General features: G+C 46.9%; 20 protein-coding genes. 4 read left to right on the top strand and 16 right to left on the bottom strand.

Going from position 1 to position 26,580, the window contains the following annotated elements; genetic code table 11:
- Positions 1-96 precede the first annotated feature (96 nt).
- From HF569_RS09120 to HF569_RS09130, 3 genes are all read right to left on the bottom strand, one after another.
- Entirely contained in the window at positions 97-735 is a 639-nt protein-coding gene (locus HF569_RS09120) for a hypothetical protein (protein ID WP_168902194.1), read from the bottom strand.
- Positions 735-1,079, bottom strand: a complete 345-nt coding sequence (locus HF569_RS09125; protein WP_168902195.1) for a hypothetical protein — start codon at positions 1,077-1,079, stop codon at positions 735-737. The genes HF569_RS09120 and HF569_RS09125 overlap by 1 nt, the downstream gene beginning before the upstream one ends.
- Before the next feature lie 628 nt (positions 1,080-1,707).
- A complete protein-coding gene (locus tag HF569_RS09130) occupies positions 1,708-2,880 on the bottom strand; it encodes a hypothetical protein (RefSeq protein WP_168902196.1) in 1,173 nt (390 codons plus the stop codon).
- A gap of 442 nt (positions 2,881-3,322) precedes the next feature.
- Between HF569_RS09130 and HF569_RS09135 the strand changes: the two genes are divergently transcribed.
- Positions 3,323-3,661, top strand: coding sequence for a helix-turn-helix domain-containing protein (locus tag HF569_RS09135; RefSeq protein ID WP_168902197.1), 339 nt, complete (start codon positions 3,323-3,325; stop codon positions 3,659-3,661).
- A gap of 170 nt (positions 3,662-3,831) precedes the next feature.
- On the opposite strand, the gene guaA is transcribed toward HF569_RS09135, so the two are convergent.
- From guaA to helD, 4 genes are all read right to left on the bottom strand, one after another.
- A complete protein-coding gene (gene guaA / locus HF569_RS09140; protein WP_211089704.1) occupies positions 3,832-5,373 on the bottom strand; it encodes a glutamine-hydrolyzing GMP synthase in 1,542 nt (513 codons plus the stop codon).
- 139 nt (positions 5,374-5,512) lie between these two features.
- Positions 5,513-6,112, bottom strand: a complete 600-nt coding sequence (locus HF569_RS09145; RefSeq protein WP_168902199.1) for a hypothetical protein — start codon at positions 6,110-6,112, stop codon at positions 5,513-5,515.
- A gap of 11 nt (positions 6,113-6,123) precedes the next feature.
- Positions 6,124-7,047 carry a type I pantothenate kinase gene (gene coaA / locus HF569_RS09150; RefSeq protein WP_168850467.1) on the bottom strand — a complete coding sequence of 308 codons (924 nt, stop codon included), beginning with the start codon at positions 7,045-7,047 and terminating at the stop codon, positions 6,124-6,126.
- 776 nt (positions 7,048-7,823) lie between these two features.
- Complete coding sequence (gene helD, locus HF569_RS09155; RefSeq protein ID WP_168902200.1) at positions 7,824-10,121, bottom strand: RNA polymerase recycling motor HelD; 2,298 nt, start codon at positions 10,119-10,121, stop codon at positions 7,824-7,826.
- A gap of 740 nt (positions 10,122-10,861) precedes the next feature.
- On the opposite strand from helD, the gene HF569_RS09160 reads away from it, so the two are divergent.
- Positions 10,862-12,718 carry a cation:proton antiporter domain-containing protein gene (locus HF569_RS09160; RefSeq protein ID WP_168902201.1) on the top strand — a complete coding sequence of 619 codons (1,857 nt, stop codon included), beginning with the start codon at positions 10,862-10,864 and terminating at the stop codon, positions 12,716-12,718.
- 81 nt (positions 12,719-12,799) lie between these two features.
- Positions 12,800-13,459 carry a histidine phosphatase family protein gene (locus tag HF569_RS09165; protein ID WP_168902202.1) on the top strand — a complete coding sequence of 220 codons (660 nt, stop codon included), beginning with the start codon at positions 12,800-12,802 and terminating at the stop codon, positions 13,457-13,459.
- Positions 13,460-14,024: 565 nt separating this feature from the next.
- On the opposite strand, the gene HF569_RS09170 is transcribed toward HF569_RS09165, so the two are convergent.
- The 6 genes from HF569_RS09170 to HF569_RS09195 form a co-directional block, all read right to left on the bottom strand.
- Positions 14,025-14,984 (bottom strand): ABC transporter ATP-binding protein, encoded by a 960-nt coding sequence (locus HF569_RS09170; protein ID WP_168902203.1) that lies wholly within the window; start codon positions 14,982-14,984, stop codon positions 14,025-14,027.
- Positions 14,984-16,084: an ABC transporter ATP-binding protein gene (locus tag HF569_RS09175; RefSeq protein WP_168902204.1), complete on the bottom strand. Its 1,101-nt coding sequence runs from the start codon at positions 16,082-16,084 to the stop codon at positions 14,984-14,986. The genes HF569_RS09170 and HF569_RS09175 overlap by 1 nt, the downstream gene beginning before the upstream one ends.
- A 13-nt stretch (positions 16,085-16,097) precedes the next feature.
- Positions 16,098-17,123 carry an ABC transporter permease gene (locus HF569_RS09180; RefSeq protein WP_168850116.1) on the bottom strand — a complete coding sequence of 342 codons (1,026 nt, stop codon included), beginning with the start codon at positions 17,121-17,123 and terminating at the stop codon, positions 16,098-16,100.
- A gap of 11 nt (positions 17,124-17,134) precedes the next feature.
- Entirely contained in the window at positions 17,135-18,064 is a 930-nt protein-coding gene (opp3b, locus tag HF569_RS09185; RefSeq protein WP_168850115.1) for an oligopeptide ABC transporter permease, read from the bottom strand.
- A 194-nt stretch (positions 18,065-18,258) separates the two neighbouring features.
- Positions 18,259-19,887 carry a peptide ABC transporter substrate-binding protein gene (locus tag HF569_RS09190; protein WP_168902205.1) on the bottom strand — a complete coding sequence of 543 codons (1,629 nt, stop codon included), beginning with the start codon at positions 19,885-19,887 and terminating at the stop codon, positions 18,259-18,261.
- 602 nt (positions 19,888-20,489) lie between these two features.
- Positions 20,490-22,115 (bottom strand): peptide ABC transporter substrate-binding protein, encoded by a 1,626-nt coding sequence (locus HF569_RS09195; protein WP_168902206.1) that lies wholly within the window; start codon positions 22,113-22,115, stop codon positions 20,490-20,492.
- A 447-nt stretch (positions 22,116-22,562) separates the two neighbouring features.
- On the opposite strand from HF569_RS09195, the gene hflX reads away from it, so the two are divergent.
- Complete coding sequence (hflX, locus tag HF569_RS09200) at positions 22,563-23,840, top strand: GTPase HflX (protein WP_168902207.1); 1,278 nt, start codon at positions 22,563-22,565, stop codon at positions 23,838-23,840.
- 584 nt (positions 23,841-24,424) lie between these two features.
- Here the strand turns inward: hflX and HF569_RS09205 are convergent.
- From HF569_RS09205 to HF569_RS09215, 3 genes are read right to left on the bottom strand one after another with little or no spacing between them, the layout of a single operon-like run.
- Positions 24,425-25,078, bottom strand: a complete 654-nt coding sequence (locus HF569_RS09205) for an amino acid ABC transporter permease (protein ID WP_211089066.1) — start codon at positions 25,076-25,078, stop codon at positions 24,425-24,427.
- A gap of 19 nt (positions 25,079-25,097) precedes the next feature.
- Entirely contained in the window at positions 25,098-25,736 is a 639-nt protein-coding gene (locus HF569_RS09210; RefSeq protein WP_168850111.1) for an amino acid ABC transporter permease, read from the bottom strand.
- On the bottom strand, positions 25,733-26,569 hold the full coding sequence (locus HF569_RS09215; RefSeq protein WP_168902208.1) for a transporter substrate-binding domain-containing protein: 837 nt from the start codon (positions 26,567-26,569) through the stop codon (positions 25,733-25,735). The genes HF569_RS09210 and HF569_RS09215 overlap by 4 nt, the downstream gene beginning before the upstream one ends.
- Positions 26,570-26,580: the final 11 nt, after the last annotated feature.

Below are 26,580 nucleotides of genomic sequence, written 5' to 3' on the forward strand. Positions count from 1 at the left end.
GGTCCCACTGAGCATCTTCCAGTTCGTATCGTTTAGGTGTTGTCATCGGAATGCCTCGATTCGTTTTTCCTCAGATTATACCTGAATTTTTAGTTTTCAGACAGTCCCTAGTTCAACATGGTACTTATCATAGATAGGGATATCATTTCCGTTTGTGATTTTGAGCTGAGAATCAATATTCACATTTTCCAAATCCAATGTAACCGAGTTTCCAGTTTTAGATACCTGTGTATCCGTAATTCTTAAATTCTTCGTCATATTTCTAAAAGCAGAATTCAAAGTAGCAATCATATCCGGTTCATTAAAGACGTTCTCCAGCTCTGGTAATTGTTCCACTTCTATCTGACCAGAAAATTGTCCATTTCCGTTAGAAACATAGCAATTAACAAATGGTACACGTATCACATCTATATTGCCTAAAAGTTGATAGTATCTGGCTTGACGTACAATGTTTCGAATTAATACTTTAGAAACCTGATGTCGCACTACAACTCTCGTTACTAGATCCTTGAATGATGAAAAACGCCTTACTTGCACCCCTTCGATAAAATCAATAACGTAATCCATATTCAGTAACAGGTACAATAGCCCTAAGGCTACCAATTTCCCCCGTGGAAGTACGAGCAAAATAATCAAAGTACCAATTACCCCAATTCCTAACTTCACATTTATCCGTTTTTGCACGTCCTCAGTAATGAAAATCTTCCGACGTTTTCTAAAGGGATTATATTTCATTACTCCTCATCTCCTTCAGAACTCATTCCATCACTACCAATTGGTTTGAATCCATCCGCATTATATGAATACCGCACAAATTTCTCTCCCAGCCTCGTATATGGCGTAACCGTTAAATTAATTAACTCAACCTTTTGTCCCTCTTGAACTTCAAACTTCTCGTTAGGCAGCTTAATTTTAATCATGCCTTTTGGTTTCATGACATCTACAAGTTTTCCAAGTGGATAAGCAAGCAAATTAATTCCCTCAACTTTATCCGTTCTCTTATGATCTACGAAAAGATTCCGAATTTCCTTAGACTCTACCAGTGCTTTGTTGACCCCTTGTAATGGAATACGTGCCACGTTAATCAATTCCTTTCATTAATTGAAATTTCAGTAAAGTACAATCCTGTTTAATAGAAAATTCTTTTTTAATCTCACATATTACAACCTCCTTCAATTCATGTGTATCCTCCTTTCTTAACCTGGTGAACTCAATGTATCAGAAGACGAAATTAAAAATAGAAAATCTAGCCGAGAAACCACATAATTTGCACACTTCAAGTAAATTGTTAAAAAGAGCTAGGCATTCTATCCATTTATTTAAATTTATTTTATCAACAATCGCTTTAGTTATACGAAATGTCTAATTAAATTTTCATCCCACATATTTTTCAATATTCGTATATACCATAAAACACCAATAACGGATGTTTTAATGTAAAAAAATGGAGCAAAACCGCTCAAATAAACGGTTTTGCTCCACTTCTCATGTATTCCAACATCCACCTGAGTCAAATCAGGATGTATCTTTTACCTAAGGGACTTAGGATTTTAGGGGTGAACATGTCTAAGATAATACTAGAGTTTACTTAACAGCACTATATAGATGGGATAGTTCTATACAGTGAAATCACTGAAGTTGGAGTAATTCTCCTGAGATATCTCTATAAAATTAAATCTATAGAATGAAGGCTTAGAGAGTGAAAACTTATTGCTGTGTAGTTACTAACTGAGTTTTCTTAGCTTGATCTGCCTTCCACGCTGAAGAGCCAACATAATTCTTATCATCTTGACTGCGAGGAATGGCATCAGGGTCTACAACTGTAGTCTTTGATGAGGAAGAATTAGAAGAAGCACTTGATGCATTTGCCTTTGTGAGTGGAGCAGCTGATGAGATAATCACAATATAAGTTACATTGTCCCCATCTTGATCTTTAGTTGTTGCCATACCAAATCCGTAGTATACTAGACTTGAACTTAAGAGCATATTTTTATGACCATTGTTACTATCTTCATCAGAAGTAATCATAGTTTTTGCTCCACCATTTAAATCATCTTGAATAGAATCCTTAGTAATCTCATTGTGCTCATTTGTAAATCTACCAAATTGAGCAATTGCTTCATTTGAATGAGTTAACATTGAATTATCCCAAGGATTGTTAAGGAATCCAAGATCTGTCTCAACCTTATTGAACATTGGCATCTTAGCTGAAGAATTTGGATAAATTGCAATTTTACCAGTTTCAGGATCGGTATAATGACTTTGCATCTTGAGTTGAGCTGCTTGTTGAGCTCGAATATCTGCAACTTGTTGAGCACCTGCATCATGAATCCAAGGTGAAACACCAGCCTTAGCACGTTCATTTTCAATAAACTTAATCAAATCTTGCTTAGCAATTTGGATACCTTGAGAATAACTATATGACTTGACATTCTTTTCTGATGAATCATTACCAAAAGATTCATAAGTCCAATTTAACTTTTGTGACTTCTTGCTCTTCTTATACTTTTTAATATGTGAGTTATGTACCCAACCACTCTTCTTAGAATGACTCATATCCTTCACATAAAGATAACGAGAATTATATGCTTTACCTTTCTTAGTATGCTTACGTACTGTTTCTTGCTTTGTCACATATAACTTATCCTTTTTGATCTTCTTAAGTGTAGTCCGCTTCTTAGAAAGATTTGCTTTACTATAAACTGGACCATTCTTTTTATATGATACTCGATACTTCTTCAACTTCTTAGTCTTAACAACCTTATACTTCTTAGCAGCCATAACTTTTGTTGTGGCTGTTTCATTTATAACAGTAAATCCAACTCCTAGTGATAATGCAGCAACTGAAACTAATAATGATTTCTTTAATCCCTTATTCATATTGATCTTCTCCTTAAAGTATTTTCACCCCTGATTAGGTGAATTATATAACTGACTAAGTTGAACCTTTATGAATGCTGTTTTCCAAATACTACCTCACAACATAGAAGCTTATGACTGCCACATACATAGCGTATGAGCTTCACAGCCCAGTCTCCAACCACATCTCTTTAATAAAGCTTTCATACTCAAATAAGGGATAACAATGGCCTTTAGGGCTCATGAAATTACCTTCTTACATATTCATCGCTAAAGTCAATTGTGTTAATATTTTTTGAACAACATCATATAAACAAAATTATACCACATCATAAGCAATTTTAATCAAAAAAATCAAATATATATGTTCGATTCCAATCAGGTACTATAAGTTGTTAAATAGTGTATTGAAAGCAACTATATTCAAGACATACACATCAATTTATAGTGGGGTATTGCGAATATGGATATTAACCTTATCATTGGGGAGAACATTCGAGCTAGACGAAGGGTTTTGGGATTAAGCCAAGAAAAATTAGCAGAATATAGTCACCTCTCCACTAACTTCATCTCAAGATTAGAGCATACGAATCATCAAAATATTAGTGTTCAGAAGTTAAATCAAATCGCTCAAACACTTGATACCGATATCTCTCAGTTGTTAAAAAGTACGGATATCGAAAACATAACCCCTGAGCTTCCACCCAACGTAAATTATTTGCTTAAACAATTTGAGAACATGAATTCAGTTAAGGCCGACAAAATTGCAAAATCTTTTTCAGATATTCTAAATGAAATATAAAAAATGCTTCGTATCAAAATAAACGATACGAAGCATTTTTACGTCGACATTGGTTTGTCTTTGGCAAACATTTGGCAAACAACCATGTCGTTTTATCTATCTTTTCGGTGTATTAACACCCAGTAGAATCCTTGATTCTCAACGATCTCTATCTAAGTGGGATATATAATTTATTCCCACTCTATAGTCGAAGGTGGCTTACTCGTCACATCATACAGAATGCGGTTCACGTGATCCACTTCATTTACGATCCGCACAGAAATCTCCTGCAGAACGTCCCATGGAATCCGTGCGAAGTCGGCCGTCATCCCATCGATGGACGTGACAGCGCGGATACCCACGGCGTAGTCGTAAGTCCGGCCATCACCCATGACACCGACACTCTTGATGTTTGGTAAGACCGTAAAGTATTGCCAAATATCGCGGTCGAGGCCGGCCTTCTTGATTTCTTCACGCAGAATTAAGTCACTATCGCGAACGATTTGTAACTTTTCTGGCGTGATTTCACCCAGAACGCGAATCCCTAAACCAGGACCAGGGAATGGTTGCCGCCAAACGAGTTCGCTTGGCATCCCCAGCTTTTCACCCAATTCACGGGCTTCATCCTTGAATAAGGAACGGAGCGGTTCGATCAACTGGAAGTGCATATCTTCCGGCAAACCACCCACGTTATGGTGTGACTTGATCGTCTGGGCCGTATCAGTCCCACTTTCAATCACGTCGGTGTAGAGCGTCCCTTGGGCCAAGAAGTCGATACCATCCAGCTTCTGAGCCTCATCGTTAAAGACTTGAATGAACTCATTACCGATGATCTTGCGCTTCTTTTCAGGTTCCGTGACCCCAGCTAACTTCCCGAGGAAACGGTCCTGTGCGTCAACCTTAACGATGTTCAGTCCGAATTTACCTTCCAAACTGTCCATCACTTGCTGGGCTTCACCCTTCCGCAACAGGCCGTGATCAACGAAAATACTGGTCAATTGCGTCCCGATGGCCTTGTGCAGCAGCACGCCAACCACGGATGAATCGACCCCACCGGACAGCCCCAGCAGGACGCGCTTGTCACCAACGACCTCGCGGATGTGTTCAATCTGTAAATCAATGAAGTCATCCATTGACCAATTAGCCTCTGCCTGGCAGACATCAAAAGCGAAGTGCTTCAAAATGTCATTTCCGTATTCCGTGTTCCGGACTTCCGCGTGGAATTGAATCCCATAGAAGTTACGGGTCGTGTCTTGCATCGCTGAAATCGGGCAGTTCTCGCTCGTAGCGACGCGTTCGAAACCATCTGGCACTTGGGTGACCAAGTCGCCGTGGCTCATCCACACCGTCTGTTGCTTAGGTGTATCTTTGAATAGCTTTGCTTCATCACTCAGAACGGTAATATCTGCCCGCCCGTATTCCCGGTTATCAGCAGATTCTACCTTCCCACCGGCCAAACTGTGGGCCATCAGCTGCATCCCATAACAAATCCCTAAAATTGGAATACCCAATTCAAAGATCTCAGGATCAACATTGAACGCACTGCCATCGTACACACTATTCGGTCCACCAGAGAAGATGATTCCCTTGGGGCCCCAAGCCTTGATTTCAGCGGCGCTCATGGTGTGAGCCTTTAGTTCGGAGTAAACGCCCATGTCACGAATCCGGCGCGTAATCAATTGATTGTATTGACTTCCGAAGTCCAAGACGATGATTTTATCGAATTTGGACATATCAACGTTTGCCAAGCCATTCACCCTTTCTTCTTTTTCAACATTGTATATATCATACAGATTTCTCAAACGCGGGTCAATCTAAATGTAACAGAAAACCATCAGAATTAATTCACCCGTTAATCGACCAGTTTACTACCTATAGTTGTGTATCCGTTTTCTCACGTAACTTTAAGCGCAAGTGAAAGTAGGTCTGGCGATCTAATTTACGCCGTTCCACCGCGACGAACCCAAACTGGGCGGCTAACTTAGCCAACTGGCTACCGGGACGGACGTCCATCCCCATGGCAACTGCGGTCGTCTGCTTCGCCCGGTGAATCGCATCGCCCAGCAACCACTCGTCGAACCATTTCTGCTGGTAGGTCTTCCCCTGATAGCGCGCTCGAACCGTCAACATGTCCAGATACCATTCATCTGGACGGGCGCGTGGCGTTACCACTAATTGCTGCGGTGGCGTCACCTGTAGTCGCGCAAACAATGCGGTCCATTGATTATCCAAGGTCGACTCAATCGCCGCCGGATAGCCATAAGCCACCCCTACGGCCACGCCCTGATTCTGGTAGACCCGGGCCTGCGGATAACCATAGCGAAACCGCGGTTGATGGTATCCGACAAAGAGCAACTGCGACAGCTGCTCCTTACTCAACCGACGCAGGCGTCGTAACTGACGCCGCTCCAGCTCGTGTAGCACTAGCATGGCGACCGAGTCCGCATCCACAATCGTTGCATCGCGTAACATGCGGTCACCCCCTAATACTTACGCAACAACAGTCGATCCACCCGGTGATGGAACGTCTTATGAATAATCATATCCGCTCTGTTCCGCGTCGGCAGAATGTATTCTTTCAGATTTTTCAGATCAATATCTCGCCAAACTTGTTTAGCCTTGGCAATCGCCTGATCATGGCCGCCAATGGCATACGGATAGTAGTAGTTGGTCGGATCTTGAAAGGCCGTATTCAGCAGCAAATCAAACCGTTCCAAGAACCAATCCTCGATTAATCCCGGATCAGCATCCACGTATAACGAGAAATCCGTAAAGTCACTCACATAAATCTGTTCATTGGTCGGCAACTGAAGGGTGTTGATCCCCTCGACAATCAAGACATCCGGATGAACAATATAATCAAATTGTTCCGGCACAATATCATAGATTTTATGCGAATAGACCGGCGCCTTAATCAGCGGTTTTCCCGCCTTAACGTTGTTCAAGAACTGGATTAGCCCCGCCATGTCGTAGCTTTCCGGAAAGCCTTTACGCGCCATTAAATTGCGTTTCTTCAGTTCCTCATTGCTATACAAGAAACCATCGGTCGTAATCAACTGGATGCGTTGCCCTTGGAAATAGTGATTGAGCAGCACCTCGAGCAACCGGGCCGTGGTACTCTTCCCCACGGCCACACTCCCGGCAATTCCGATGATAAAGGGCACTCGGTGCGCCGGGCGCTGTAAGAAGTGGGCCTTGTCCTGCTGCAACTGTTGGTAGTGGTCAAATTCCAACCGCAGCAAGTGAATCAAGGGAATATAAATATCTTGCACATCTTGGAGTGAAATTCGATCATTAAATGCTTTAATCTGGCGCAAACTTTCCTGAGTCAACGGTAACGTTGCATCATCAGAAAATGCACGCCACTGCGCTCGGGTGAATGCGTTGTAATTGATGGGATCTGCCATGAGGACACCTCAACTTTTTCAGAAATAATTAGCCCCATTATACCGCAGATAACGCTGAATTTCGCCCAGAAACCCAAGTCATCTGTTTCGCCATTATCAGCTAAAGATTGAACATCACCAACGCTGAAGTGACCAGGATTTTAGTCTGAAGAATAGTCTAAACCCGTCACCTGCGGCTGGCAGAGATTCCGCCTGCTGTGGGGACCGCCTGCGGCCTGAGAAGCGGTCCTCCGGCTCGGTTTGAAGCTCGGAAGTTCACCGATCTCCAAACACGTCCCACGCTGTAAGCCGAAATCGGCTAACACCGTCGACACAGCTGGCTCCACCTCTGCCCTCCTCCGGTTATGTTAGCCTTTGATTAGTAAATTGGTTTAATCGATTGGTACATCAGCACTTAGCAAATATAGATGACAATATCTGTGTAGCCGAGAGTGAGCTAAATTTGAGCTCAGCCGTGGGATTTACCAAGTGACTTTCTTGGTAAATGGCGACTTTGAGACGTGATTTTTCGGCTCAAAGCGAGGCTAGAGACCGCTCTATGGCTCTAGCCGTCCTCCCCACAACGTTCCAGCTCAAATTTGGCGAACGGCAAGGCGGCAGAGATTATCTGTTTGTCTATTTTTCAATCATTCAAGCGTAATGCCGCGGCCTTCACAGAGCCCTTTTAAGTTTCAACCTTTAGATTATCAGCCTACAAGAAAGGCCAGGCCCCAATCGGGTCTGGCCTAACGTTTACTTGATTTCATGATCCTAGTCGCACAAGTTCTAACGACATCTTACTCCGTTACTTCATACTCGTCCGTCGGCACAGCGTTCAGCAGTGGTGACAATTCGCCAACCGCCACCAAGCTCAACCGGTGCATCGCCCGCGAGCAGATCGTATACAACAACTGCCGCTCGTCATCGGCACCATACCGACTGGCAGAGGCGTGCCAGACAATCACGGCATCGAATTCCAACCCCTTAGCCAAGAATGATGGCACCACGATGACGCCGGGCGCCAGCCGTTGGTTCTCAGATTGAATCAACGTTACCGCCACACCCTGGGCACGTAGCTTTTCCGTCAGGTCACGGCAATCTGCCAAGTCCTTCCCAATAATTGCGGTCGTTTCATCCTCCGCGTTATTCTGTTGAACCTGAGCAATCACGTGTTGTAAGGCGGCATCTTCATCCGCAGCCACCGTCACCGTTGGCAATTCACCCTCGCGATCAAAGGCGGTAACTGCCTCGCCGTTCTTCAAGATATGCTTGGTGAAGTCGGTCACCTGTTGCGTTGACCGGTACGACTGCGTGAGTTGGACGACCTTAGTCTTATCCGGATCAAACATCGTACTGAGTTCTTGTAGCAACGTCCGACTGTTCTCTTTGGTGAAGATCGCCTGATTAAGATCCCCGAGCATCGTGAAGCGTGCCCGTGGAAAACTAAACTTCAGGAAGGCCAACTGAAAGGCGTTGTAGTCTTGAATTTCATCCAAGAAAACGTAACGCATATCCCGTTCGCCGGACTTCCCCGTCATCTTATCGTACAGGTACAGATACGGCGTCGTATCCACTAACTGCATGCTGTGATCGCGGAGTTTAGCAATCGTTTCTTCCACGCCCGCTTGCCAGTCGGCCTCACTGATCCGATAGTCACTCAGCTCAATGCGGTTCGGCATGTCCCGCAGCATATGCACGTATTGATTGTTAATGCTTAAGAACCGGGCCCGCACAATCGCCTTTCGAATGGGACTAAAGGCTTGCATAACGACTTTACGCGCTAAAAATTGAAATTCCTTATCAGCTGATTCAAACTCACGTGGATCCTCACCGTACAGCGCATTCAGCTCTTCACGATCGAGGTCCTGAATTTTTTCTTCAACCCATTTGGCCTTCATTTCGCTGGAAATCCGGCGGTTCAAAATCCGCACCAGGGCTTCCTTCGTCGCCTGTAGCCGGTTAGCCAAATGATAATTACGGTTAAAACTGTAGTAAATCTCTTGAATTTTTTCTTTAGGAATAAAGACCTTACCGTTAAATTTAATGTTCCGGAAAACCATATCCTTGCTTTCCAGGTGATCCGCATATCCGGTCACGGCATCAAAGAAGTCTAGACTCCCCTTCAACCGATTAATCCGCTTTTGTGCGGGCGTATTGACCTCGCCAAAGCGTTGGGCCAGCGTCTCCACATCAATCTTCGGTAACCGCCGACCAGCGTACTGGTAGTACGTCATTTGAACCATGTTGTGCTCCCCTAATTCAGGCAACACTTGGTCAATATAGTCATTAAATAATTGGTTAGGCGAGAAGAGCATGACTTGTCCGGCTGTCAAATGGCCTCGATACCGGTACAGCAGGTAGGCCACCCGTTGGAGAATCGCCGCCGTCTTCCCAGACCCTGCAGCTCCTTGAACAAAGAGTAAATCGGACCCCGTATCCCGAATGATTCGGTTCTGTTCCTTTTGAATGGTGGTCACAATACTCTTCATCTTGGTGTCGGAGTGTTCGCTCAACGCCGATAAGAGCATCTGATCTGTCACGGTCTGATCAGTATCGTACAGGGTAATGATCGTCCCGTCTTCAATCTGGAACTGACGCTTCAGCTGAACATTGACGGTCTGCTCGCCATCCGGCGTTTGGTAGCTCACGTTCCCCAGCTCACCATCGTAATAGATACTCGAGATGGGAGCCCGCCAATCGTAGATCAAGAAATGATCCGGCGAGTCTGAAAATGACCCCAGCCCGATGTAAATGGTCTCTGGCTTGGCTTTAGCGCCCTCTTGAAAATCAATCCGTGCAAAGTAGGACTTTTTCTCCAAGCGTTTCAGCGTACTGAGCTCAGTGGTGGCATGTTGCCAACTATTCTGGCGTTCTGCCAGTAATTGTTGTTGTTGCCGAACCGACAGAGCCGTTTCCAGAATACCTTCATAGCTATCCGTCTTGATTCGTAAATCATTGACAAAGTTCTTGCGAATTCCCGCCTCGTCATCTTCGGCAGAATCGATGCGCTTCTTAGATTCGGCTTGTGCGACCTTAATCTTCGCAACTACCGCGTCTAAATGTTTCTGTTCGTGAGCCTTAATTGAATCTGGCAAGCCAATCCCTCCTCAAATTAACTGGGCTAACTAAACGTTATACCAAGGACCCCAGATATCACCGATAAAGACCATCAGACAAGATCAATCCAGCGGTAATGCCGGATTACTATTGTCTCACACTCCCCCAAATTCAGTGATTCTAGGCACAATAATTCGACTTACAATTGTACACTTAATCCCCTTATAAATAAAGAATTGTGACTGCTTAGTACCGATTACTAAATGGGGAAAGATAAAGCACCCATCGCATTTCAGTGTTAGCAGTAATTCACATCCATAACTTAGTCCAAATTGGTCGCACTCCGGCTTTGATTGTGTTTTACCACGACAATAGTTTGGAAGCGTGGCTACTCAGCGTTTCAGAAGCAATTGATGACAACCTTATCAGTCATTACCTCAACTACCCAAGAACACTGTATCTGTTGACCGGTAAGGCGCAATAATTGTCGACATCCAGTGTAGCCGTGAGTGAGCCAAATTTGAGCTCAGCCGTGGGATTTACCAAGTGGTTTTCTTGGTAAATGGCGCCTTTGAGACATGATTCTCGGCTCAAAGCGAGGCCTAAGACCGCTCTATGGCTTAGGCCGGTTCTCCCCACAGCGTTCCAGCTCAAATTTGGCGAACGGTAAGGCGCAATTCAATATCAACCAAGTTCAACAATTTCTCAACACCTACAATCGGTTAGATTGGCATAACTTTGGTATAATTGAGACGATATTTTTTCGGGGGTGACATTTTTGGACCAAATTTCTGTGTTAATTATTCTAGCCGCCGCGTTAGTCACGCCACTGGTCATGGCTAAATTCAACCTGACCGTGCTGCCAACCGCCGTGGTGGAAATCCTAGTGGGGATCATGCTGGGACCCAGCCTATTCAACGTTGTCCACACCAGCGAAACCTTAACCTTACTCTCCAATACTGGGGTTATCTTCCTGATGTTTCTCAGTGGGATGGAAATCGATTTTAGCCTCTTCAATCGGCGTAAACAACCCCAGACCCCACTGGCGGCCAAAGTGGCGGGCCAGGCGCCGAAGTATTCTCCCGTATTCATTGCGGTGAGCAGCTATGCCGTCATCGCGATCAGCTCGCTCCTACTGGGCTTCATTTGTCAATGGACCGGGCTCTTCAAAGACCCTTGGCTAGCGGCCATCATCTTCATGACCATTTCACTAGGGATTGTGATCGCAACGCTCAAAGAAAAGGAGCTTTTGAGCAAGCCCTTTGGTCAAACGGTCTTGCTGATTGCGGCTTTAGGAGAAATCATTCCCCTCTTTGCCCTAACCATCTACGCCTCGATCTTCGGTAAAGGTGGGCAGTCACTCTGGCTGCTCCTCCTGGTCTTCCTAGCTGCCGGCGTTCTGTTTCGCCGCTTCAAGCCATTCTTTACGTTCTTCGAGCGTATCAATAAATCCACCACGCAACTCGACATTCGTTTGGCCTTTTTCCTCATCTTCAGTATGGTCGTGATTGCCGAATCCGTGGGGGCCGAAGGGATTCTCGGAGCTTTCGTGGCCGGGATTGTCATGAAGCTTCTACAACCACAAGAGGACACCCGCACCCGGCTGGACGGCATCGGCTATGGCTTCTTCATCCCCATGTTTTTCATGATGAGTGGGGTTGAGCTGAATCTCCGCACGTTACTGGCCGATCCCGCTACCATTCTCCTCATTCCCGCCTTCTTTGCCGCGTATCTCTTGGCCAAAGCCGGCGTCTACTTTATCCTGCGACTACGCTTTAAACGGGGCAACGCCTTTGCTGGAATGGCGATTACCTCGGCTACCATCACCATGGTGCTAGCCGTCTTGCAGGTTGCTAAGGCCATGAAAGTTGTCACCAACCAACAGTCCGGGGCCTTCTTACTGGCCGCCATCTTGACCTGTGTCCTCGGCCCACTGCTCTTCAACACCGGATATACGGCCGAGGCGGAAGACCTCAAGAAGTCGACCGTCCACTTTCTCGGTACGAATTTACTCACGGTTCCCGTTGCCCAACAGCTGGCTGACAGTTGGTATGACATCAGCATGTACACCGATAAACCAGCCAACTACAAGACCTACAATTCCGAGGTCAATGTCCAACTCCTGGATTCCTTAGATACCGACTACGTCATCGATCAAAATGTCTTCGACGCCGATATCGTCGTCTTAGGCCACTTCAATGCCACTAAAAACTATGAACTGGCGAAGGCCGCTAAAGCTTACGGGGTTAAACGGGTGATCGTCCGCTTTGAAGACCGCAACGTTCTCGACGAGCGTGAGGATGAATTGACCGCGTTAGGCATCGAAGTCTACAACACCCCTAACGTGAATATTGCCATGCTCCGTAGCCTGATCGAAGCGCCAACCACGCTGCGGCTGATGACCGCGTCAACCTCGGCCGTTTACGAAGTTGCCCTCCGTAACCGGCGTTACACCGACCAACAGATTCGCAACCTCGATTTTGTGGGGGATGTCACGATCAGCCAGATTTTCCGCAACGGTCATTTCGTTCGGCCTACCGGAAGTACCCTTTTGAAATTCAACGATCGGCTCATCTTCACCAGTACGCCAGAAACTGCTCGTGAAATTCGGCGCGAACTAGGCATTCTCAATTAAAACTGTTACAATGATAGCCGCACTGCCGCTGACAGCTCGTCAACGGTATCACATTAGATTAGTTAAAAAGGAGCGAATGACATGGCGACAGTTGAACTCTATTTGGTGCGTCACGGCCAAACTTTCTTAAATAAATACTTCCGCATTCAGGGGTGGATTGACGCCCCGCTCACCGACAAAGGCTTGGCAGACGCTAAACGTGCTGGTCAACGACTGACCGACATTCCCTTTGCGGCAGCTTATGCCAGTGATATGTCGCGTGCTCAAAAAACGGCAGATATCATCCTAGCCGCTAACGCTCTGGACCAGTCCGCCTTACAAACTGAACCCGCCTTTCGTGAAGAAAGTTTTGGTTTCTTTGAAGGCATGGACGAAGGCGAGACTTGGCATACCGTGGGCAGTCCTAAGGGGTTCCACACCTTCAACGACATGATCGCTGGTCTGACCATCGAAAAGACTAAGGACATGTTCCACGCCCAAGATCCTTACGGTGACGCCGAAGATAACGCCGCCTTCTGGGCACGCCTCCAACCCGGCTTCGATCGGGTCGTCGCCGCAGCCAACGATGGTGACAAGGTCCTGATTGCGACGCACAGCACCACCATCCGAAGCACGGTATCAAAGTTCTCTAACATTGACATTTCCGTTCCCGTGGAAAATGGGAGCATCACGAAGCTGACCGTTACTGACGGTCAGTATCACGTGGATTATTACAACAACTTCAAAGGTCCGGTTCACTAACAGACCGCTCGACAAAGCCCCACGTAACCTAATTGCTGGTTACGTGGGGCTTTTACTATTTCATGACTAAAGGTTGAAAGGATCATTACCAACGCTGAAGTGACCAGGATCTTAGTCTGAAAAATAGCCTAAACCCGTCACCTGCGGCTGGCAAAGATTCCGGTTACGTTAGCCTTTGATTAGCAAATTGGTTTAATCGCTTGGTACATCAGCACTCGACAAATATAGAGGACAATCTCTGTGTAGCCGAGAGTTAGCTAAATTTGAGCTCAGCCGTGGGATTTACCAAGTGGGTTTCTTGGTAAATGGCGACTTTGACACGCGTTCTTCGGGTCAAAGCGAGGCTAGAGACCGCTCTATGGCTCTAGCCGTCCTCCCCACAGCGTTCCAGCTCCAATTTGGCGAACGGCAAGGCGGCAGAAATTATCTGTTTGTCTATTTCTCAATCATTCAAGCGTAATATCGCGGCCTTTACAGAACCTTTTTAAGTTTCAACCTTTAGTTTCATGACCGATTGGACGAAAAAAGCCAGCAGCCTTTCAGCTCCTGACCCTTCTCATTGACGCTATTCTTTAATTAAGGAAGCTGCCTGTGCACGTTGCTTGTACAGTGAGACTTCATCGCTAGCGGCGCGGACCCAGTGACGTGGCGAAATTTCAACCAAGTGACGTTCTTTGCCGTCATTTTCTTGGCTACCATCATAGGCAATTTCTTCACGTGTCCGTTCGAACTCTGGATCGGGAACCGGCACGGCCGACAACAGACTCTTCGTGTAGTCATGCAGCGGGTGGGCGTAGATCTCGTCAGCGTCGGCGATCTCTAGCATCCGTCCGTAATGCATCACGCCAATTCGATCGGAGATGTACTTCACCATGGATAAATCATGGGCGATGAAGAGATACGTCAACCCCTGTTCCCGTTGGAGCTTCTTCATCAGGTTAACCACTTGGGCCTGAATCGACACGTCCAACGCGGAAATTGGTTCATCGGCGATCACAAACTTAGGATTCACGGCCAACGCCCGGGCAATCCCGATCCGTTGCCGCTGACCACCAGAGAATTCATGCGGGTACCGACTGGAGTGGTCCTTGTTCAGACCCACCGTTTCCAGCAAGTCTTCAACCTTCTTCGTCCGATCGGCATCGTCCTTAGCTAAGTGATTGATATCAATCCCCTCAGCAACGATGTCCTTCACCTTCATCCGGGGATTCAGGGAAGCGTAGGGATCTTGGAAAATCATCTGCATCTCTTGGCGAAAGTCACGTTGATCTTGCTTGCTCGTAAAGGAATCAACGTTCTTCCCATCAAAGAGAATCTCACCTGACGTTGGCTCGTACAAGTGGATAATCGCCCGGCCAGTCGTGGTCTTCCCAGAACCGGACTCACCCACTAACCCAAAGGTTTCTCCCTTGTAAATATCAAAAGAAATATCATCAACGGCGCGGACCTCATCGGCCTTGCCTACGTTGAAGTATTGTTTGAGGTGCTTGACCTCGAGGATTTTCTCGGCATTTTCGTAGTCCATTATTGCTGTTCCTCCTCTTCTTCAACTGGCGTGGTAGGCTGTTGAGCCTTTAACCAGGCTTTTTGCATCTGAGCATACTTCTTCTGCCGCTCAACAATCTGAGCAGGTGGCGTCACCTTAGGCGCATCCGGATGGAGCAGCCAAGTGGCCGCGTAATGCGTATCGGACACCTTGAAGAATGGCGGTTCTTTCTCCGTATCAATCTTCAAAGCATACTCGTTACGGGCCGCGAAGGCATCCCCAGTTGGCGGATCCAGTAAATCTGGTGGCGTTCCGGGAATTGATGGTAGGGAGTCCCCGCTAGAATCCAAGGTTGGCATGGAACTCAACAGTCCCCAAGTGTACGGGTGCTTTGGGTTGTAGAAAATTTCATCAACCGTACCGTACTCAACGATCTTCCCGGCATACATCACGGCGACCCGATCAGCCATACCGGCCACCACCCCTAAATCGTGGGTGATGAAGATAATTGACGTGGAAATCTTGTTTTGCAGTTCCTTCATCAAGTTCAGGATCTGCGCTTGAATGGTCACATCCAAAGCGGTGGTCGGTTCATCAGCGATCAAGACCTCAGGGTAATTGATCAACGCAATCGCAATCACGATCCGTTGCCGCATCCCCCCGGAGAATTGGTGCGGATAGTCATTAATCCGGTTCTCAGCGTCCGTGATGCCGACTAACTTCATCATTTCCAAAGCTTGCGCTAACGCCTTTTCTTTTTTCATGCCCTTGTGAACCATCAGTGGTTCGGCGATCTGCCGGCCAATCTTCATCGTTGGGTCCAATGACGTCATCGGATCCTGGAAGATTTCAGCGATATCTTGCCCACGAATGGCCTGCATGTCTTTTTCGCTTTTCTTCAGTAAGTCTTGACCCTTGTACAGGATCGATCCCCCAACGATATCGGCGTTGGTTGCGTTTAAACCCATGATCGTCCGCGTAGTAACGGACTTCCCTGATCCGGATTCACCCACGATGGCTAACGTCTCACCCTTCCGCAAGTCAAAGCTCACGTTCCGGATAGCCTTAACGTCACCGGCATAGGTCTTGAAGTTAACTTGGAGGTTTCGTACCTCTAAAATATCTTTTTCGTTATCCATGACGTTCTCTCACCTACTCTTTCGTCCGCGGATCGAATGCATCCCGCAACCCATCACCTAACAGGTTAAAGGCTAACATGATGATACATAGGACCAGTGCTGGCCACCACATCTGATAAGGCAGGAACTGGAAGTTCTTCTGCCCATCGTTTAACAGGGTCCCTAGTGACGCTTGTGGTGAGGAAATCCCAATCCCGATGTAGGACAACGTTGCTTCGAAGAAGATGGCGCTAGGAATGGTGAACATCGTGTTGATGATGATCACACTCGATAGGTTTGGTAAGAGGTGTTTGAAGGCAATCTTCAACGAACTCTCCCCCAACGTCTTCGCGGCCAGCACGTACTCTTGCTCCTTAATTTCCAAGGTCTGCGCTCGCACCAGTCGGGCCATATTCACCCACGAGGTTAACGCGATGGCCAAGATAATCGACAACATCCCTGGCTTTAAAATCAAGATGAATAACACGATGATCACCAGATTAGGAATCGACAGGATAATTTCGATGACCCGCTGCATGAACGTATCCACGCGGCCACCTTTCCAACCGGAGACTAACCCGTAGGTCACCCCGATGGTCAGGTCAAAGAAGGTCGCCACTAACGCGATGATTAAGGAAATCCGTGTCCCGTAGAGTACCCGGGAGAACAGGTCCCGACCTAAGTAGTCGGTCCCCATGATATAGTGCACACCGGATGCCCCTGCTTGTTGGTACGCGTCAATCCGTTGTCCCGCTTGAACCAGCGTCCCATTAAACCCGTTGATGTTCACGCCGGGAATCTTCGAAGGAAGGTTAGCGTAGGACGGGTTAACGGCATTCGGGTTATGCGGTGAGAAGAACATGGAACCAAACGCCATGATAAAGATGATCCCTAAAATAATCAATGAAACCCAGGCACCACGGTTTTTCTTCAACCGCCGCCAAGCATCTTGCGTGAAGGTTAGTGACGGTGCCGCGATCTTTTCACTATCTAAAGCCGCCCGGTCATTGGCCGTAATCGGCTTAAAGCTATCTTCTGGGAGTTTTACTGTATCTGCCATTTATTTACCTCCTAGTTAGCCTTTCCTGTGATCCGAATCCGTGGATCAACGATACCGTAAAGAATATCGGTGATCAACAGAACGACACACAACATGAATGAATAGATGATGGTCAAGCCCATGATGGTTGGGTAATCATTCGTTAAGACGGACTTGACGAATTGTTCCCCAATCCCGGGAATCGAGAAGATGTTTTCCACAACCATCGACCCGGTCATGATGTTAACCGCTAAGGGACCCACGATCGTAATCAATGGGATCAGACTGTTCCGCAGCGCATGGTGGTAAATGATTCCCATGCGGCTTAACCCCTTAGCCTTGGCTAATTCAATGTAATCAGAACTCAACACATCCACCATTTCCGTCCGGACGAACCGGGCCGATTCAGCTAACGGAGTGGCACCCAACGCCAAGGTTGGCAATACCGTGTAGATAAAGCCCCCCCATTCAGCGATTGGGAACCAGCCGGCCTTCAACCCCAGGTAGTACTGTAACAGTACCGCCAGAACGAAGGAAGGAATTGAAATCCCCAAGATGGAGACCACCGTGGTCGTGGTATCAGCCCACGTATTCTGCTTCATCGCACCGATAGCCCCGACGATGATTCCAAGAATGACACCCAAAATCATCGCTTGCAGCCCAATCTGTAAGGAAGGTCCAATCCGGCTTGATAGCAAGTAGGACACGGGTTGATCACTGAATTGGAAGGACGTTCCGAAGTTCCCTTTGACAGCGCCTGCTAGGTACAACAGGTATTGTTGCCAAACCGGCTTATCCAGCCCATATTGCTGATAAATCAACGCAATCTGGCTTTTGGAAAGCTTAGCTTGGTTGGTCAATGGCGTCCCCGGTAACAACTTCATCAGGAAGAAGGTGACGGTAATGACGATGAATAAGGTCAGGATCAGGTAAAAGATCCGCTTTGCTAGGTACTTTGCCATTTGTTTACCTCTCAATCAATAGACTTATTCGTAACCATTAAGTTATTAAGCTTAACAAGAATTATATGAAAACAACAAGACGATAAATAATTGCTAAATATCGAAAAGTAAGGACTAACTGCTTCGTTAATCCTTACTCCCCGATGGAACACTATAACGTTGGTCTCTTACGCGTAATGACTAATTTAACGATATTATTTGGAAATGTAGGCGTGACTGAAGTCCCAGTTAGCGCCGGTTGGGAAGTAGATGACACCCTTGACATTAGACTTAACTAATTGTGATTTCCCTTGTTGGTAAAGCGGGATGATCCCTTGATCCTTCATCAACGTCTTCTGGGCATCCACTAAATCAGTCCAACGTGCTGCTTCATTGTTGGCATCTTTGCCATCGGCAGCCTTGATATCATTGTCGTATTCAGTGTTGAGCCACTTCCCACGGTTGTAGGAATTAGTCTTCGTGAACATTTCCAGGAAGGAGATGGCATCAGGGTAATCAGCACCCCAACCAGAAACAACGGCTTGGAACTGACCATTTTCGGAACGGCTTAACCGCGTCTTGAATGGTAGGCTTTGGGTGGTAACCTTGATGTTATCCAGCTTGGACCATTGACTCTGAACGAATTCCAAGGTGTTCTTACCAGCTGGCGTATCGTCAGCCATCAACGTTAAGTTGTAGTTTGAACGGCCGGTTTCCTTCAAAGCTTCTTTCCATAACTTCTGTGCCTTAGCTAAGTCGTGGTCCGTTGCTTCAGGAACAGCTGAGGCGGTGTTGAAATCTTTGCCCTTGTAGCTCATCAATCCAGTGGAAACTAACCCTTTAGCTTCGGAAGAACCATCGGCTAAGACCTTGTTGACGAACTGCTTCCGGTTGATTGCCAAGGACAATGCTTGACGGGCCTTCTTGTTCTTCATCATAGAATCTTTCCGTTGGTTCATTTCGATGTAGAAAGTTGAAGCCCCCTTCCGTTCAACGTATTGCTTGTCATTCTTGTAGTTCTTAGGTTGCTGACCACTCAGGTAAGTAGCGTCGAGCTTACCACTCTGGAACTGACTCAAGGATGTTTGCGGATCCTTCACCGCCTTGAAGTTAATCTTCTTTAGTTTAACATTCTTTGCGTTCCAGTACTTAGTGTTTTTACTCAACGTCCAGTTATCTGACGTCCCGGTCCAGTAAGTTAACTTGAATGGTCCATTGTAGACGTTGCTCTTCGCGTTAGCCGCGTACTTCTTACCATATTTATCAACCACTGATTGGTTTTGTGGGAAGAACATTGGACTCGCTACTAATGCAGGGAAGTAATCAGTAGCCTGCGTTAATGTTACGACCACCTTGTAATCGCCCTCTGCCTTAATCCCTAAGCTGGAAACTGGCTTTTGGCTCTTCATGATCTCATTGGCATTCTTAACCGGTGCGTACATGTAAGCGTATTGAGAAGCCGTCTTGGGATTGACGGTGCGTTGCCAGGCATAAACGAAATCTTTAGCCGTCACTTTATCACCGTTACTCCAGTTAGACTTTCGTAAGTTGAAGGTGTACGTCTTCCCATCCTTAGAAACTTTATAGCTCTTCGCTACCCCAGGATGAGTCGTACTCTTCTTACCAAACCGGAGTAATCCTTCACCAGTGTTGTTCATGGTTTCACCGGAGACCACGTCGGTTGCCGTTGATAGGTCCATTGATGGTAAGGCCGAAGACTCCATCCAATTTAACGTTTGTTTACTTGCTTGACTTGAACTATTTGATGATGACCCACACGCTGCGAGCAAGACTGCCGCGAACGTCGCCACCGTCCCTAGTTTGACTGCCGAATTGATTTTCATTAAGATCCAACCCCTCTATGTGTTGTCTGTGAAATAAATTGACATCCTCAAATTTGATGTTTCCAATTGTATATTAGAAAAAGATTAAAATCAATGGCAAAAACTAATATTTTTTAAATATTCAAATAGAAGTACCGGTATATCAGCATTTCAAGTGCAAAAATAAAATTAAAAAGTATATTTTTTCTCATTTGTCAGTCAATTTTTGGGTAGCGCTTTCATGACTATTTGTTAATTATACATTCTTATTTCGTACGCATTACTGCTCGTGTATCGGATCGACATGTTGGCGATAAAGCCTATTGCTATCCTGTTTCTAACGTAAGCATGTCAGCAATAGTTGGTCCCTTATCGTCATTTTTAGCCACGTTTTTAGAAAAACGCGCACTGAATTTATTCAAATAGTAAAAAACATCGAATTATGAGAACTTTGCCACCACTTTCTCGTCCAAAGCCCACTTAAAACGATTTAACTTCGCCGTCAATCGTTTAACCGCCCCAGCCATCATCAGACAAGAAAACGGCCCTCAGAAGGCTATTATTGCCTCTGAGAGCCGCTTTCTTATCTATCCTAAGGGTTAGCAACTTAGCTTAGTAGTTGTTTACTTACCGATGTAAGCTTTACTGAAGTCCCAGTTAGAGCTGACTGGGAAGTAAATGACACCCTTGACCTTGGACTTAACCAATTGTGGCTTGCCACTTTGAGAAACTGGGATAATCCCTTGATCCTTCAGCAAGATCTTCTGGGCATCAATCAGATTCTGCCAACGAGCAGCTGGCTTATTGGCATTCGTCGTCGTGGCTTCATTGATCAATTTATCGTAAGTCTTGTTGGACCACTTCCCATTATTGTAAGTGTTATCCGAGGTGAACAACGACAAATCGGTGATTGGATCTGGGAAGTCAGCGCCCCACAACGTCACTACGGCGTCAAATTGGCCAGCAGCAGAACGGGTTAACCGCGTCTTGTATGGCAAGTTAGAGTTAGTGACCTTGAAGTTAGGCAGCTTGGACCATTGACTCTGAACGTATTCGGTCGTGCTCTTCCCTTGCGCAGTGTCATCAGCCATTAACGTCAGCGCGTAATTCTTACGACCCGTTTCCTTCAAGGCTTCCTTCCACAGCTTCTGTGCCTTAGCGACGTTATGTTCAGTGGCGGCTGGGATGGTCCCTTCCTTAGCGAAGTCCTTGCCGTTACGAATAGCCAGGCCGCTGGTCACAATTCCCGTAGCAACCTTAGAACCGTCGTCCATAACCTTATTCACAAATTGTTTCCGGTTCAAGACCAGTGACAACGCTTGACGGGCCTTCACATTCCGCATCATGGAATCTTTCTTCTCGTTCAATTCAATGTAGGTTACTCGAGAACTGTTCCGGGCGTGGTACTCTTTGTCATTCTTGTAGTTCTTAGGTTGTTGACCACTCAGGTAAATCGCGTCCAGCTTCCCACTCTGGTACTGACTCAAAGCCGTCTGGGGATCCTTAACTGCGCTGAACTTGATCTGATGAAGTTTCACGTTCTTAGCATTCCAGTACTTTGGATTCTTCGTCAACGTCCAGTTGTCTGACGTCCCCGTCCAGTATGTAAGCTTGAAAGCCCCGTTGTAAACGTTGCTCTTGGCATTCGTCCCAAACTTCTTGCCGTACTTCTTCACGACCGTTTCATTTTGTGGGAAGAAGGCCGTCTGGGCCACTAACGTTGGGAAGTAGCTCACTGGATGAACCAGCGTCACTTTAACTTTGTAGTCGCCAACGGCTTTGATCCCCAGAGTGGACACGGCCTTCTTACCCTTCATAATGGCGTTGGCATTTTGCACGTCAGCGTAAAGGTAGGCGTATTGTGACCCCGTCTTCGGGTTGACGGTGCGTTGCCAGCCGTAGACAAAGTTTTGGGCGGTTACTTTATCCCCGTTACTCCAATTGGATTTCCGCAGATTAAACGTGTACGTCTTCCCATCCTTGGACTTCGTGTAACTCTTGGCTACCCCGGGATGGGTACTGCTATTCTTACCAAACTTCAGTAACCCTTCACCCGTATTATTAAGCGTTTCTCCCGATACCACATCGGTTGCCAGCGAATTATCCATTGTTGGCAGGGTTGATGCTTCCATCCAAGTTAAGGTTTGATCCTTAGCTTGCTTACTCCCAGAGGATGTGCCACACGCAGCTAGTGAGACTGTCGCCAACGCTGCCACCGTCCCTAATTTGACGATTGACTTTACCTTCATAAACATTCCGACCCCTCTAAATATATGTAGTCTTAACACCACCATCAACTTTCCTCATTGTTAATGCCGACAATGGGTTTCCACCAACTATGGTGTCTGACGTGGATTAATTTGTAACAGCCACTATTCTAAATTAAAATAAGGTTAGAATCAATACTATTTTCTAATTTAATTAGACTAACTAGTGATTTTCTTTCGTAATCCTGCGAGAGATACAGTTGCCTTTCCTGGCACATTTTCCTTCATATCAACCTTTATCATCCGTAATTCGTAAATGATCAATGACCATTTATCTTGGAATCGCATTAAAATTTAGCCATTATTCCGTGACCATCACCGCTTCGCGTCATTTGCCCTTCCCAACTTTCCCTTCCGCTGGCTAATGTTTATTCGCTCAGGACTAAACATGTTATACTCAAGTCATAGACTTTAAAGGAGGGTGATCTTTTGGACGAAACCCCACGAACACCCGTCATTACGATTGGATTAAACGCTGGTCAAGCCTCGTTTAACTATTCCATGACGGAGCTCAGAAATTTGGTCGAAGCCAACAACATGGAAGTGGCTGAAGAAGTCCAGCAATCGCTGACTAAGCCCAATCCCGGCATGTACTTTGGGACCGGGAAAGTTGAAGAATTAGCCATCATTGTCGCCGATACCGGCGTAGACACGGTGGTGGTCAACGATGAGCTGACGCCTAGCCAAATTCGGAACTTGGAGAACAATACGAAAGCCAGAATTATTGACCGCACTGGTTTGATTCTGGAAATCTTCGCCAACCGGGCCCAATCCCGGGAAGCCAAGCTCCAAGTTCAACTGGCCATGCTGCAATACCAATTACCACGTCTCCACACCAGCGCTTCTCAACGGCTGGACCAACAGACCGGTAGCGGTGGTGGCGGTGGCTTCACCAACCGTGGTTCTGGTGAATCACAAACGGAAATGAGTCGGCGTACCATTCAACGATCCATCACCCACGTGAACCACGAACTCAAAGAAATTAACCAAGCGGCCGCAACCCAGCGGCAACAACGCGAACGTAATCAACTGCCTTCTGTTGCGCTGGTAGGGTATACCAACGCCGGTAAATCAACGTTAATGAACGCACTCGTCCGTGAATTTGGTAAAAGTGAGGACAAACAAGTCTTCGTTAAAGATATGTTGTTTGCCACGCTCGACACTAGTGTCCGGCAACTCGTCTTCCCCGACCAGAAGAAACTGCTGCTGAGCGACACGGTTGGTTTTGTCAGCAAGCTGCCAACCCAACTGGTTAAGGCCTTCCGTTCCACTCTGGCTGAGGCGGCGAATGCCGATCTGCTGGTTCAAGTCGTGGACTATGCGGACCCTAACCGCGAAGCCATGATGGCGACGACGGAAAAGACTTTAGAAGAAATTGGTGTAACCGATGTGCCGATGATTACGGTCTTCAACAAAGCGGATCTCACCGAAGCAAGCTACCCTAGCCGCGTCGGTGACCAACTGATTCTCTCGGCAAAGGACCCTGACTCAATTGCTTTACTGGTTAAAGCCATGAAGGAAAAGGTCTTCCACAACTACGTTACTGCCAACTTCCTAGTTCCCTTCGCAGACGGCGAAATCGTCTCTTACCTGAACGAACACGCCAACGTCTTGAACACAGACTACGAAGCGGCTGGTACGGCACTGCGGGTTGAGTTACAACAGGCTGACTTCGATCGTTTCAAAAAATTTGTCGTGACTGAATAAGATCTAAGGGCCCATCGCCAACAATTTCTGGCGATGGGCCCTTTTTCTGTCCGCTTTGCCATTCGCCTGCCGTTCGTCCCAGTTGGGCTGGAGCACTGTGGGCAGGACGGTTCAAGCCAAAGAACGGTCTTGAACCTCGCTTTGAGCCAAAAAAGGCATTGTCTCAAAGCCGCCATCTGCTAGTCGGCTCACGCCGTCCAGCAGATCCCACGGCTGAGCCCAACTGGAACTCACTCTCGGCTAACATAGCGTCTTCAGTAAATACTCACCCACATTTCACTCATGACTTGCGGTCCCGTAACGCCAGTTCTGTATGCCGTCAGACGCCAGCGTAGCCGTGAGTGAAGGCAAATTTGGGCTCAGTCGTGGGAGTACTAAGTGGCACACTTAGTACTCGGCATCTTTGAAACGTGATCTTCGGTTCAAAGATGAGGCCAAAGACCGCCCTATGGCTTTGGCCGTCTTGCCACCGCGTTCCAGCCCAAATTTGCCGAACGGAAGGCGACAGCCCCCCTCAAACAGAAAACAGCTCACACCATCCCCAACTACGGAGACGATGTGAGCTGTTGTTTGAATTGGTAAAGTTAAGCCTGACGCTTCTCCAAATAACGCGAGAGCAGTGACAGCAAGTAACACACGATAAAGTACATCAAGGCAATCGCCACAAACATCGGAATGATATAATTGGTATTTTGCCCGTAAATGATCTGTGAGCGGAACAACATTTCCGGCAACAGAATGATCGTCGCCAGCGACGTGTCCTTAACCAGCGAAATAAACTGGCTCACAATCGCGGGGATCATCTTGACCAGTGCTTGCGGCAACACAATGTGCCACAACCCTTGCCAGTAAGTGAGTCCGTTGGCCCGGGCCCCTTCCATCTGACCGGAATCGACCGCTTGAATCCCCGACCGCACAATTTCTGCGAGCATCGTCGATTCAAAGATGGTCATGGCTAGAATAGCCGCTGGAATAATCTCCGGCTTAACTCCTAGGTTGGGTAAGCCAAAGTACGTGAAGAACAGAATCAACAGTAACGGGAGATTCCGGATAACATCAATCACAAATCCTACGACCGCTGAGACATACTTAATTTTCACGTAACGAATCACACCGAGAATTGACCCGATAATAAAGCTCCCGATAATCGACACCACGGAAACCAGAATGGTAATCCACAGGCCCCCGAGCAAGTAGCGTAAGTTGTCGGGAGAATAAGCATCAATAAAGTTCTGCAGCATAAATATTCTCCTTCCCTTAAGCTAACCGCTTTTCCAAATAGCGCATGTAATAACTAATTGGCATGGTGATGATCAAGTAGAGTACCCCCACGGCGGAGTATGCCGCCATGGTTTCCAGTGAGCTCGACGCAATCACATTACCTTGATACATCAGATCAAAGCCCCCCACGAAAGCTAACGTGGACGAGTTCTTCACCAAGTTAACGAATTGATTACCTAACGGCGGAATCACATACCGAAAGGCCTGGGGCAAGACGATGTAGCGCATCGCCTGCCAGAAGGTCAGTCCATTAGCGCGGGCACCTTCCATCTGCCCCGTATCTACGGACTGAATCCCAGCCCGCACCGTTTCGGCGATAAAAGAAGACGTGTACAGTGTCAAACCAATCGTGCCGGCAGTGAACCCATTCATTTTCACCACGTAGAGCGGGAAGACCACGTAGAAGAACATGGTGATCACCAGCAACGGGATGTTCCGGAAGAGCTCGATGTAAGCTCGCGCAATCCGCCGGGCACCCTTACTTGGGGATTCCTCTAGTAAGGCGAAGAAAGTCCCGATAATCAAACTAAAAATCAACGCAATCAGACTACACAATAGCGTTTGGCCTAGGCCATAAAGGAGCGTGCCTCCATAAGCTTGAAAAATATGAATCATTCTTTAGCCGCCTCCTCATAGTCAAAGCCCTTCACGTTGTGGAACCACTTGTGAAGTAACTTCGCATACTCGCCATTTTCCCGTAGCGCCGTCAACGCTTGGTTAACCGAGTTCTTAAATGGCGTTTGGTTCTTATCCATGGCAATCCCATAAGGTTCGGAGACGAACGTGCCCCCCGTTACCTCGTAACCTGGGTTCTGCACAGACATCCCGTAAAGAATCCCGTTATCCGTCGTCAGTGCCTGACCCTGACCGGACTTCAGCGCCGTCATGGCTTGTGCGTAGTCGGTCAGTTGTAAGACCTTGGCATTGGGGGCTACTTTGGCCACGTTTTCAACGGAGTCAGAGCCCACAACCCCGAGGACCGTGCCCTTCTGCCGATTAAGATCCTTAACGTTCTTGATGCTACTTCCCTTCTTCACCAGTAATGATTGGCCGGCGTAGAAGTAAGTATTAGAAAAAGCGACTTGTTTACGCCGCTCAGGGGTGTTGGTCATCGTGGCAATAATCGCATCAATATTACCATTCTTAAGCATCGGCATCCGTGTCGAACTCGTCACTTGGATGAACTTAGCCTTAGCGTCTTTACCTAACATTTGCTTAGTCAACGCCTTGGCAAGATCCACTTCAAAGCCCTTGATCTGGCCATCTTTAGTGTCCAGTAGACCGAAAAGACGGGTGTCGGCTTTGACACCCCAAGTGATCGTTTTATCCTGTTGGTCCGTCTTCAACACGTTTCGTTGAGACAGTGGCTTACTACCACAAGCACTCACAACCACCGTTAGCGTGAACAGGGTCAGGACTAAGCCGAGGATTCGAATAAACTTTTTCATATTGCGCGTTC

Origin of the sequence: Levilactobacillus tujiorum (genome assembly GCF_012641185.1) — a bacterium.
Lineage (GTDB): Bacteria > Bacillota > Bacilli > Lactobacillales > Lactobacillaceae > Levilactobacillus > Levilactobacillus tujiorum.